Below are 10,705 nucleotides of genomic sequence, written 5' to 3' on the forward strand. Positions count from 1 at the left end.
TTTGAGTTTGGCTTTTTGGCCATGGTCACGACTGATTGAAATTGAATGAAAATATGTTTGTCTGTTCCAAGGCTTACTGTTCGAGTTTCATGTGTTCTTACAGCTGAGTCTTTACAAGAAAAATGACATTCCCGTAGGGAGATAGGCCATGCTTTATGTACTCGCTGTCGTTCTTGTCCTGCTGTGTGCTGTTATATGCGGGCAAAAAATACACAGCCTTGCCCAAAAAAAGAAGATTGAATCCTTAGAATACAATTTAGAACGCAGTCGAAACAGTTTAGAGGTTTATGAACAGCAGCAAAGTGAATTACAACATCGGCTGACCAGTTTAAGAATTGAGCTTGGAACACTCAGACAACGTAACGAAACTTTGAGTCCTTACCAAGAAATTATTGATGTCGAACACTATGTCATTGAACGACACAACCAAGTTGAATTGTTTGCTGAAACAGTCAAATTTGATGCTGAACAAATGCTTAAACAATGTCGGCAGCGCATTGAAAAAGTACATCACTTCTTAACGGAGTATGAGCGTAAAGCCAAAGAAGTTACCATGCAGCGCGCCAGAGAAAAACTGGGTGCTTTTTTTCACATGGCTGAAGAGCGACAACATCTGGCTGAAATATCAAAGGCCTTACACCATAAAATTGAAACCTACAGCCAAAGTTATCAACTGCCTTCGGAGCAGTTATTAGATGAACTCATCGAAGGCTATGGGAAAACGGATGCGGCCGGCCATTTATTGAAAATCCGGCAACAGGTGATTCGTGCGGTTGAGCAAAATGACGTTGTGACCTGTGCTTTTATGGATGAACATCGGCGATTATCGATGATGGTTTTGGTTTCACAGTTGTTTAATACGAAAGCAGACTTTTATTTACAACGTGTGAGCAAAGACAATCTTGGCCTTTTGATTCAAGCTTTGCAGGATGACTTTACCCTGATCAATCACTATGGTGTGGCTTTCGGTCATACTCAGATACAAGAGCGTTATCTAGCTTTACGCTTAGAAGAACTTAAGTTTTCAGCCTTATTAGAAAGCCTAAAAAGCAGTGATTTACAGTTTCAAGCGGACATTTTAGTTGAAGATCGGGTTTTACAATAACGCGGCAAAGTCTACGTGCAATAAAGTCCAAACAACCTTCGAAAAATCAGATGTAACTGCTATAAAAATGAGCAAAATATGCTATGTTGAAGTCACTATTTTGTCACTTGCCAACGATATATTGGCTAAAAAGATAACAAGGACATACGCATGACACGTGATTATGAATTATATCCAGATGATGATAACGGAAATGTACTTTGGCAAATGGCTGAGGATGGCGACGACCTATCTGAACCGCATGAAATAGAATATTCGATTGCCTTTCAAGAGCAGTCACAAGCAGAAAAGTGTGCGTTGTATTTATTACAAGAAGAGCAAAAAATCACTTTGTTTGTCGATGAAGAAAGCGACGTATCTGAGTGGATTATTACCATCTATGTGTATATGGAACCTGAGTATTCAGACATTGTTGACTTAGAACAATGGTTTACTAAAATTGCAGAACAGTTTGGTGGTGAATATGACGGCTGGGGCTGTATGGCCTATGTCTATGACGACGAAGATGATGAGGACTATGAGCAAGGTCAAGCCTAAGAAATGGTCAAAGTTAAAGCATGTTGAAAAACATGCTTTTTTTGTTGGTGGGTAGAAAAAGACAGCAGGCCACGTTTGGCTATTTAAAAAAAAGATGCACAAAAAAAATACAGTATGTGGGTTTGAGCGTTTTAAAATAAATCTGAATATTTGAAAAGAACGAGAAAAATCATGTCAAATAGCGTCCAATTACACCGCGTATTTAGTGCGCCCGTCGAGCGTGTCTATCGTGCTTTTACCACCGCAGATGCTTTAGTGAAGTGGATGGCACCACACGGTTTTACCGCACATGTAGATCAGTTTGATTTGCGAGAAGGTGGTCAATATCGCATGTTCTTTACCAACTTCAGTACAGGCATGCAGCATTCATTTCATGGCACTTATCATGAAATTGTTGAAAACTGTTTATTACGCTATACCGATGAGTTCGATGTACCTGAACTAGCAGGAAAAATTGAAGTGCGTGTTGAGTTTAAAGAAGTATCTGTCGGTACAGAGGTTCATATTACGCAGTCTGGTTTACCCGATGTGATTCCTGTCGATGGCTGTTATCTGGGCTGGCAAGAGTCATTGCAACTCTTGGCTTTTTTAGTGAATCCAGACATTCCCGATGAATAGTGCATTGTCATCGTTGAACAATAGAATAAGTTGCATAAAAGAATAAAAGGAGTTTTGCATGCCAATACGCATGAAGCGGATTTATGCGCCTATTGAGGCCGAGGATGGTAAACGGGTTTTGGTCGATCGGTTGTGGCCACGAGGGGTATCAAAACTTGAGGCCAAAATAGATGAATGGCCAAAAATTCTCACGCCATCCAATGAACTACGGAAATGGTATCACCAAGACATGGTGGCACACTGGGATGAGTTTAAAGTCCGTTATATGAAAGAACTGGCAGCACATCCCACCGAGTTGAATGATTTGCGCCAATTGGCAGTGCGTGAGCAGATCACGTTACTCACCGCAGCCAAAGAAGAACAGCATAACCATGTGGTGATTTTGAAGCAGTGCTTGGAACAAAAATAAGAGTTGAGCTGATGCTAATACAGGGAAAATTTATATTTTCCTAGGCTTTATTTTATTCATCCCATGACAATACTAAAGCCTTAAAATAAATATGTGATTCGCATCGTTTTCATCTGAAAAATGCTATATTGGCGCTTTGAGCAATGTGAATTGCTTATTTTTTTATTTTTGAGGTTTTTATGTCTTTACCCAACTGCCCAAAATGCCAGTCCGAATATACCTATGAAGATGGTGACTTGCTGATCTGTCCTGAATGTTCAAACGAATGGAAAGAGGGAGAAGCAACAGAAGAAGTGGTAGCAATCAAAGATGCCAACGGCAACTTACTTGCTGATGGTGACACGGTAACGGTGATTAAAGATTTAAAAATTAAAGGTTCGTCATCGGTGGTGAAAGTCGGAACCAAAGTGAAAAATATTCGTTTATTGCCAGATGCCGCAGATGGTCATGACATTGACTGTAAGATCGACGGTGTCGGTGCGATGAAACTAAAGTCTGAGTATGTGAAAAAAGCCTAATCCGCTGAGTTTGCAGTTCGAGATTAAAACGGAGTCAATTAGACTCCGTTTTTGTTTTTTAGCCATTTTGAAAAGATATTAAGCGTTGAAACACCAGCACAGCATGCTATAAAGATAAAAACCTGTTGAAGAATACGCTATGCCACATATCCACCTTGAATATTCAGACAATATCGACACCCTTGAAGTTAAGCCGATGTTATTGGCGTTAAACCAAGCTTTGCTAGATGGTCAGTTTGTACAATCGGGCAATGACATCAAAAGTCGTGCCATTCGACAGTCCGATTTTGTGATTGGGGTAGAAGGCGATGCGCAGGCTTATTTGCATGCTAAAGTGTCTTTATTAAGTGGACGAGATGAAGTCACTAAGTGTGCCATTTCGAGCAAATTACTTAAAACATTGCAGCAAAACTTTACCGCTCCTCAGGATTTAACGGTACAAATTTGTGTAGAAATTATTGAAATGCCAAAAAGCAGTTATAGCAAATTGGTATTAAAAGCATAAAATTATGAAGAGTGCCAAACCGTTTATTGGGCCGAGCTAGTGTGTCATTTAAACGGTTTGAGGCTGTCATGCGTTATTCATATAGCGCTGTTATTTTAAAAAAATAAAATCTGGGCTGGTAGTAAATGCACTTTTTTTTATAAAAGAAGTCATTTATATTTTATGAAATTGGATGATTTTTTATTCGGTTTTGGTGGATTTACAATCACTTTAAAATAACAATAGGTGAGCTTATGTCAGGATGGTACGAAGTAAGTCAGGCAAATGATGGCCAATATCGCTTTGTTTTAAAAGCGGGAAATGGTGAGGTCATTTTGACCAGTGAACTGTATAAAGCAAAAGCGTCAGCACATAATGGAATTGAGTCGGTGCAAAAAAACAGCCCCGATGATACGCGTTATGAACGCTTGGAAGCCAAAAATGGTAAACCTTATTTTAACTTAAAGGCTGCCAATCATCAGATTATTGGTACCAGTCAGTTTTATGCCAGTGAGCAATCCCGAGACAAAGGCATTGAATCGGTCAAAAACAATGGTTCAAGTACCACGATTAAGGATTTGACGACTTAAGATCAGATTACATATTTTGCTTGTTTTAAGAATTAAAGAAAACCGCGTGTTTGCTATGGATGGCGCACGCGTTTTTTTATGCGGTTTGATTTGTAGTGTGGGAGTGCGATGTGGATTTTCGATTAGTTGGAGATGAGCATGCAGGGCATGAAATTATCTTCAAACTCAAACAATGGGATGATGCCATTTGTAAAATGGATGTACAAAATATCATTCGTCTTTGTCAGAGTGATGTCAGCTTGTTTGATATTGGGTTTGAGCTGCAAGGTGTGCAAGCCTATCAAGAATTGTGGAGACGATATGCCCCATTTTTTCAGGGGGAAATCAAAGTGTTTAGGCGTAACATCAATATTTTTAGTCGTGACGGTTTAGCTTTTTTACATTGTTATTCTAAATTGGATCATGCCAGTGGTGTTGCAACTCCAGAGATTCCTTGGTGCAGAATCACCCTATGTTTTCAAAAAACGGCAGGTGAGTGGTTGGTTGCCCATCAGCATATTTCGGTGCCTGTGGACTTTGAAACTAAAATGTCAAAGCCGATTTATTTTCCAGACTGAGTTCGACTAAAGCTTTGGCTTGGGTACAGATCGAGCCACCTCAGTTTTAGTGAGTTATGTTTGAATGACAACATGAACAACTTAAGAATAAGGTATATATGGCATTTCAAGACTTTTACCGACTGAGTTCTCATGCGGTGCTAACCAATGATGCAGGACAGGTTTTATTACTGAAAGCCAATTATGCCGATCAGGCTTGGGGGCTGCCCGGTGGAGCCTTGGATATGGGAGAAACCATTCATCAGGCTTTGCAGCGTGAGTGCCAAGAAGAACTCGGTTGTCAGGTTCAGATAGAGTATTTGTCGGGTGTGTATTTTCATTCGGCAGTGACCTCACATGCATTTATTTTTAGATGTCATTTGGCTGCATCGACCGAGATTAAGCTGAGCGATGAACATACGGCCTATGCATGGTTTGATTTAGATCAACTGTCTAAAGTGCAACGGATTCGTGTTGAAGACTGTTTAAATTATACAGGTACGGTACAGAGCCGAAGTTTTTAAGCACAGGGTTAATATTCCACGCAAGCGGAGTGAAGTCATATGTTGAATAAAGCGTTAGGAACGCTAAGCCATTCACTCTTGGGCGCTGTTTTGATCAGCACCTTATGTCAACTGGCTTATGCAGATACGGGGAGTTACTTTATACATAAAGACTGGGAACTTGCCTGTGATAATACGGGCATGTGCCGTGCGGTGGGATATCAAAGTGATGCTCAGTTTGGTCATCCAGTTTCATTACTGATTTCTCGTCCTGCAGGTGCAGGCAGCGCGGTGCTCACCCAAGTTCAAGTGGCTGAGGAGTTTACGCAGGATACTGAAGCCAGTTTAAATGTAGGAGGAACATCTCTGGGGAGCCTGACCATCGATGCCAAGAAAAGTACTGCGAAACTGTCCAGTGCTCAAAGTGCGCAGTTGCTAAAAGCTTTGGTGGGTGCGGAAGATATTCGTCTCACGACCCAAGCACAGCAATGGCAAATTTCAACCGCAGGGGCAAATGCTGTTTTGCTCAAAATGGATGATATACAAAAGCGGGTAAATACACCGAATGCCATCTATCAAAAAGGCAATCAGTCTGAGCAAAATGTTTTACAACCCAAAGCCATCACTAAAATTGGCATCACGGGATATCGCCCTGCGGTTGCCAGCCACTTTGCCGTGGACAGTAAAAATGCCAATCAACTCTTTAAAAAGCTAAAAGCAACAACAGATGAACAAGACTGTCCAAATCTCTATGAGGCACGGTTTTTTGAGGAAGATCGGGTTTCAGTCTATCCGCTGAATGCAGAGCAAGTGGTGGTACAAGTGCCATGTTGGCGTGGAGCGTACAATGAAGGTCTAGGCTACTGGGTCATGGACAAAGCATTGCAAAAGATTCAGCAGCAAGTCACCACATCAGGCTCAAGTTTTAGTGAGGCGCAAATTTTCTCAGAGCAAAAAGGTCGGGGTATTGCTGACTGTGGTATTCGTTCCGAGTGGGCTTGGAATGGAAAGGCTTTTGTCCTCAGTTATCAGGCACAATCGCAGCAATGTAAAGGCTTTGCAGGTGGTGCGTGGAACTTACCCACTTTTGTCGCGATCGTTGCGCGAACGGATTAAGTCGCGCTTGCATTTAGTTTAAGAATAATGTCATCCAGCGGCTTGATACGTTTGACTTCATCCCAGAGGGCTTTGGCTTCAGGATAGTGTTTAGACATCATGCCCAACCATTGCTTATAACGTCCGACCATATTCATTTCTTTTTTATAGCCGCCGTTTAAAAAACGGATTTGTAAGGTCAGTAGCTCATTCCATGTCAGCAGAGGCGTATCGATATTTTGACGAATACATTGGGTCAAATCGGGGGTTGTCACGGCACCACGTCCAATCATCAAATCTTCACAACCAGACTCTAAGCGACACTGTTTCGCGTCAGCATTGTTCCAAATTTCACCATTGGCAATCACATTGATCTTTAAAGCTTCACGAATCGGGCGGAGCTGATCCCAAAAAGCGGGTGGGGTATAACCATCGACTTTGGTACGTGCATGCACGGTAACCCATGCTGCACCTGCGTCTTCAATGGCATGAGCATTGTCCAACATAAAATGTCGGTCCATATAACCTAAACGCATTTTCGCAGAAACAGGAATGTGTGCAGGAACCGCATCACGTACTGCTTTGACCAGTTCATGTACCACTTCTGGCTCATCTAAAAGCACCGAGCCACCACGGTGACGGTTCACGGTTTTGGCTGGACATCCAAAATTCATATCAATGGCGGGTGCACCGAGTTTCACAGCACGGATGGCATTGGCAGCCAGCATTTCAGGGTCATTACCTAAAAATTGAACATGCACAGGTGTTCCCGCTGCCGTTTTTCCGTTATGCAGTAATTCAGGGCAATACTGATGAAAAATATGATCGGGTAACACTGAATTGGTCACACGGATAAACTCGGTCACACACCAGTCGAAGCTACCTACAGACGTGAGCACATCACGCATGATGGGGTCGGTTAAGCCTTCCATTGGTGCAAGAATGAGTTTCACAGCGGTGTCACCAGTCAAATAGAAAAACGGTGTTATACGCAAATCCGATCACGCTGTCTAGTCTAATGCGTTTGGGTTAAATCGAAATAGTTTTGAATCTGTGTCTCCTCGACAAAGGCGTCATCATGTGAAACTAAAATAACCGCCCCTGTAAAGTCGCGAATAGCCTGTGCCAACAGTTGTCTTGAGTCGATGTCGAGATGATTTTCGGGTTCATCCAGTAGCAGTAAGTCCACAGGCTTTGCTGCGAGACTGATGCACAGTAAAGCAACTTTGAGTTGTTCACCGCCACTGAGTAGTGAGATGGGAAGCAGAGCTTTATCTCGACGAATTCGAAGTTGCCCCAATTGATTCCGACACTCCTCATCGGACAAAGACGGATTCAATAATTGTAAATTGTGTACAGCATTCAGTTCTGGATTCAGTAGGCTAAAGTTTTGATCTAAATATAACGATGCCCCTCGCTTGAAAATATATCCCGATTGAACATGACTATGATTTTGAATGGCACGAAGTAAGGTCGACTTACCTGAACCATTTTGGCCGCGCAGTTGGATTTTTTCTCCGCTATGTAAGGCAAAAGAAATAGGGGAGATAGAGAGTGCTGCTAAAACCACTTCTTTTAAACGAAGAATTTCACCAGTTTGTTTAGGTTGAAAATGGAAATCAAACTTTTGTGACTTAATCTGTTCTAGTTGCTGCTGTTTGTTTTTGAGCTCATCTTGCGCTTGTTCCTTTTGGCGAAGTTGTTGCTGCGCGACTCCCGATAAGGTTTGACTCGCACGTTCTTTTTTAAAGTCGAGTAGGATTTTGGCTTGAGAACCAGAACTTCGTAATTTCTGCCCAGACTTTTGCCTTTTCTGAGCTTTCATGCGCTGCTCATGCTGTTGGACTTGTAATTGTTTTAGTTCGCGTTTCTCTTGCGAGATATTGTGTTGTAGTGCCTGCTGGTGTTGCTCTGTGTGTGACTGATACTCGGCATAGTTGCAACGGAAGTGTTTCAAGCCAAAATCATTTAAAACATAGGTATTGGAGATTTGATTTAACAAGGTGCGGTCATGGCTAATCACTAAACAGCCAGCAGGATGTTGAAGGATTTTTTGACTTAACCATGCACGACTTACATGGTCTAAGTGATTACTGGGCTCATCAAGAAGTAAATAATGCTCAGTTTGGAAAAATAGGCGGCACAGTGCCAGTTTGGTTTTCTGACCTTCACTCAGTTGAGAAACCGAGCTAGATAGATCTGTAGGTAAGTTTGCACTTTCTAGCAATTTCAACCATTCAGTGGGTTGATGCCATGCGTGTTCAACACGATCATAGTCCTCAAAGCTCGCGGTAGATTGCTCAATACGCTGAAAACTGGCATAGAGGTCTGAAACGTCAAGCGCCTCGGCAAGTGTGCAGTTACTTAAACGTTCAAGCTGACTTAAGTAAGCAAATGGCATCTGCCAAATCACTTCGCCACTCGCATAATTGGGTCTGTGCGCTTGAGTGAGTAGGGACATTAATACTGATTTACCTTGACCATTGCGTCCGATCAGCGCTGAACATTGGGCAGCGGGCAATTCAAAGTTTAAATGCTGAAAAAGTGGTTCATGAGCAAATTGAACGCCGAAATTTTTTACAGTACAGGCCTGTTGGGTCATTGAAGACTCCTTTATACAGGACATACAAAATAAATTTTTATAGAGATATAGAGTAGTAAAATAAGTTTATTTTGCACGTCAGAAAACAAATAAATTAGATTTGACGGAAAATAAGACTTACTTCATTGGCGTTACTCTAAATTGGAAGAAGGGGGGTAAATATTTAGCCATTATAACGGATGGATAAAAAATGATCCATTTTATTATCTTTCTTACGTACTTAAGATTTATCAATCAATGCTATAGGTTAGGGAACTTCAGCATACACGAGTCGAAGCTTCCTGTAGGTGTGAGTACAACCCGCACGATTGGGTTATTTAGGCTTTTAGGAGTGCAAAGTTGAGGCTCACAGTGGCGTTATACGTTTTTAGTGGAGCTGCCTTTGGAAAGGCTGTAGAGTGATATAGCTTTGAATATTTAGAGTTCGTATAAGAGATTGATGTTAAATCACTGCTTGTATTCTTAATGAGACACGGAGTGTAGGCTCTTTTTCTTTTGAGTAGATAATAAAATTAAATAATGATAGTGAGGGGACTGCAATGGATGTTTTAACACGTTTTATTATTGAAATTAGTATTGCATTACTGGTGAGTAGCGCTACTACTTTTGTGATTACAACTGTTTTAAAAAACTTATTGATTGATTTATGTGGAGATGTAGTTCGTGCAACCTTCTGGTCGCGATTTAGCCTCCTTATGTTGTTCTTAACACCACTTATGTTTGTAATATTTTTTGGAATGTCATTTGACTCTGCGGCTACTGATCATCTTGTTGTGAAACGAGCTTTGGGCTTGAGTCTGCTTGGTGTGTTTTGTGCAGTGATGGGTATGGCATTTCAAATTTCACAATTTATTTCTAGTAAGAATGCTTTAGCTTCAAGAGAAGAATCTATTAAAGAAAATGAATTACCAGAGAATTGATTTGAATTTCAACTGGATAAAAAGACAAGCTTCTTTTTTATGGATGGGTTTTAAATTATGAACCGTACCGGGTTTGTCGGAGAGTCAATATTCTGAGAGACTATCCCGATGACAAAATTAAAATATACCCCTGAAATCAGAGAAAGATCGGTTCAATTATTGATTGAATCTGAAAAAGATTATCCTTCTACTTGGGCTGCAATCACAGCAATTGCGCCTAAGATTGGTTGTACTCCTGAAACACTACGTGTTTGGTATCAAAAGCATTTAGATCAACAAAATCCTGTTAAAGTACAGCAGATATCTGACCAAGAACGAATGAAGCAAATGGAACGCGAAAATAAAGAACTGAAACGTGCCAATGAAATTCTACGTAAAGCAGCCGCTTTTTTCGCCCAGGCGGAGCTCGACCGCCCACACAAATAATGGTGGATTTTATCCATAACAATAAAGATCGATATGGTGTTGAAGCGATTTGTAGAATTTTACCGATTGCAGCTTCAACCTATTACCGGACTTTAGATCTCGCTGACAATCCAGAACATCGAGCGAAACGAGATCTACATGATGAGCATCATGCTGAACAAATTAAACGAATTTGGAAGGAAAGTTCAGGTCGATATGGTGTACGTAAAGTCTGGCAAAAACTGAAACGTGAAGGCTATATTATTGCGCGCTGTACTGTTGCTCGATTAATGCAAAAGCTAGGTATACAAGGTGTTTGGCGTGGTAAGAACAAACAAACCACCCGTAGCCGAGATGACCAAAAACGGGCAGATGATTTAGTG

The 10,705-nt window shown here is 41.2% G+C and carries 13 protein-coding genes, 1 pseudogene and 1 other annotated feature; of the genes and pseudogenes, 12 read left to right on the forward strand and 2 right to left on the reverse strand.

Annotated elements, in window-relative coordinates; genetic code table 11:
- The first annotated feature begins 148 nt into the window (after positions 1-148).
- The 10 genes from F986_RS11395 to F986_RS11440 all read left to right on the forward strand — a co-directional run bounded on the left by F986_RS11395 (position 149) and on the right by F986_RS11440 (position 6,416).
- A complete protein-coding gene (locus F986_RS11395; protein ID WP_004695217.1) occupies positions 149-1,105 on the forward strand; it encodes an SNIPE associated domain-containing protein in 957 nt (318 codons plus the stop codon).
- Between the two features lie 150 nt (positions 1,106-1,255).
- Complete coding sequence (locus tag F986_RS11400; RefSeq protein WP_004695219.1) at positions 1,256-1,642, forward strand: ribonuclease E inhibitor RraB; 387 nt, start codon at positions 1,256-1,258, stop codon at positions 1,640-1,642.
- A 171-nt stretch (positions 1,643-1,813) separates the two neighbouring features.
- Positions 1,814-2,260, forward strand: a complete 447-nt coding sequence (locus tag F986_RS11405) for an SRPBCC family protein (protein WP_004695222.1) — start codon at positions 1,814-1,816, stop codon at positions 2,258-2,260.
- 58 nt (positions 2,261-2,318) lie between these two features.
- A complete protein-coding gene (locus F986_RS11410) occupies positions 2,319-2,669 on the forward strand; it encodes a DUF488 domain-containing protein (RefSeq protein WP_004695223.1) in 351 nt (116 codons plus the stop codon).
- Positions 2,670-2,848: 179 nt separating this feature from the next.
- Positions 2,849-3,187: a zinc ribbon domain-containing protein YjdM gene (locus F986_RS11415; protein ID WP_004695225.1), complete on the forward strand. Its 339-nt coding sequence runs from the start codon at positions 2,849-2,851 to the stop codon at positions 3,185-3,187.
- 139 nt (positions 3,188-3,326) lie between these two features.
- Entirely contained in the window at positions 3,327-3,692 is a 366-nt protein-coding gene (locus F986_RS11420) for a 5-carboxymethyl-2-hydroxymuconate Delta-isomerase (RefSeq protein WP_004695226.1), read from the forward strand.
- A gap of 233 nt (positions 3,693-3,925) precedes the next feature.
- Entirely contained in the window at positions 3,926-4,261 is a 336-nt protein-coding gene (locus tag F986_RS11425) for a YegP family protein (RefSeq protein WP_004695228.1), read from the forward strand.
- Positions 4,262-4,371: 110 nt separating this feature from the next.
- Entirely contained in the window at positions 4,372-4,818 is a 447-nt protein-coding gene (locus F986_RS11430) for a YybH family protein (protein WP_004695230.1), read from the forward strand.
- Positions 4,819-4,916: 98 nt separating this feature from the next.
- Positions 4,917-5,321, forward strand: a complete 405-nt coding sequence (locus F986_RS11435; protein ID WP_004695232.1) for an NUDIX hydrolase — start codon at positions 4,917-4,919, stop codon at positions 5,319-5,321.
- A gap of 39 nt (positions 5,322-5,360) precedes the next feature.
- The gene (locus tag F986_RS11440) at positions 5,361-6,416 is read left to right on the forward strand and encodes a DUF1176 domain-containing protein (RefSeq protein WP_004695235.1); all 1,056 of its coding nucleotides are present in this window, start codon (positions 5,361-5,363) and stop codon (positions 6,414-6,416) included.
- Here F986_RS11440 and F986_RS11445 read toward each other — a convergent pair.
- Positions 6,413-7,348 carry a tRNA dihydrouridine synthase gene (locus tag F986_RS11445; protein ID WP_017396945.1) on the reverse strand — a complete coding sequence of 312 codons (936 nt, stop codon included), beginning with the start codon at positions 7,346-7,348 and terminating at the stop codon, positions 6,413-6,415. The genes F986_RS11440 and F986_RS11445 overlap by 4 nt on opposite strands.
- A 62-nt stretch (positions 7,349-7,410) precedes the next feature.
- Positions 7,411-8,997: an ATP-binding cassette domain-containing protein gene (locus F986_RS11450; RefSeq protein ID WP_004695238.1), complete on the reverse strand. Its 1,587-nt coding sequence runs from the start codon at positions 8,995-8,997 to the stop codon at positions 7,411-7,413.
- A gap of 539 nt (positions 8,998-9,536) precedes the next feature.
- Between F986_RS11450 and F986_RS11455 the strand changes: the two genes are divergently transcribed.
- Complete coding sequence (locus F986_RS11455) at positions 9,537-9,917, forward strand: hypothetical protein (RefSeq protein ID WP_004695240.1); 381 nt, start codon at positions 9,537-9,539, stop codon at positions 9,915-9,917.
- A 108-nt stretch (positions 9,918-10,025) separates the two neighbouring features.
- Positions 10,026-10,705 (forward strand): annotated as a pseudogene (locus F986_RS17960) (IS3 family transposase); the annotation flags it as partial.
- Positions 10,301-10,417: a sequence feature (AL1L pseudoknot), on the forward strand. Its footprint overlaps the pseudogene before it by 117 nt.

Origin of the sequence: Acinetobacter johnsonii CIP 64.6 (assembly GCF_000368045.1) — a bacterium.
Classification (GTDB): Bacteria; Pseudomonadota; Gammaproteobacteria; order Pseudomonadales; family Moraxellaceae; genus Acinetobacter; species Acinetobacter johnsonii.

Excerpts from the sequence above, each read along its gene's own strand:
- F986_RS11420 (WP_004695226.1), top strand. The coding sequence starts at position 3,327 with ATGCCACATATCCACCTTGAATATTCAGACAATATCGACACCCTTGAA.
- F986_RS11435 (WP_004695232.1), top strand. The coding sequence starts at position 4,917 with ATGGCATTTCAAGACTTTTACCGACTGAGTTCTCATGCGGTGCTAACC.
- F986_RS11415 (WP_004695225.1), top strand. The coding sequence starts at position 2,849 with ATGTCTTTACCCAACTGCCCAAAATGCCAGTCCGAATATACCTATGAA.
- F986_RS11440 (WP_004695235.1), top strand. The coding sequence starts at position 5,361 with ATGTTGAATAAAGCGTTAGGAACGCTAAGCCATTCACTCTTGGGCGCT.
- F986_RS11405 (WP_004695222.1), top strand. The coding sequence starts at position 1,814 with ATGTCAAATAGCGTCCAATTACACCGCGTATTTAGTGCGCCCGTCGAG.
- F986_RS11425 (WP_004695228.1), top strand. The coding sequence starts at position 3,926 with ATGTCAGGATGGTACGAAGTAAGTCAGGCAAATGATGGCCAATATCGC.
- F986_RS11395 (WP_004695217.1), top strand. The coding sequence starts at position 149 with ATGCTTTATGTACTCGCTGTCGTTCTTGTCCTGCTGTGTGCTGTTATA.
- F986_RS11400 (WP_004695219.1), top strand. The coding sequence starts at position 1,256 with ATGACACGTGATTATGAATTATATCCAGATGATGATAACGGAAATGTA.
- F986_RS11410 (WP_004695223.1), top strand. The coding sequence starts at position 2,319 with ATGCCAATACGCATGAAGCGGATTTATGCGCCTATTGAGGCCGAGGAT.
- F986_RS11450 (WP_004695238.1), bottom strand. The coding sequence starts at position 8,997 with ATGACCCAACAGGCCTGTACTGTAAAAAATTTCGGCGTTCAATTTGCT.
- F986_RS11455 (WP_004695240.1), top strand. The coding sequence starts at position 9,537 with ATGGATGTTTTAACACGTTTTATTATTGAAATTAGTATTGCATTACTG.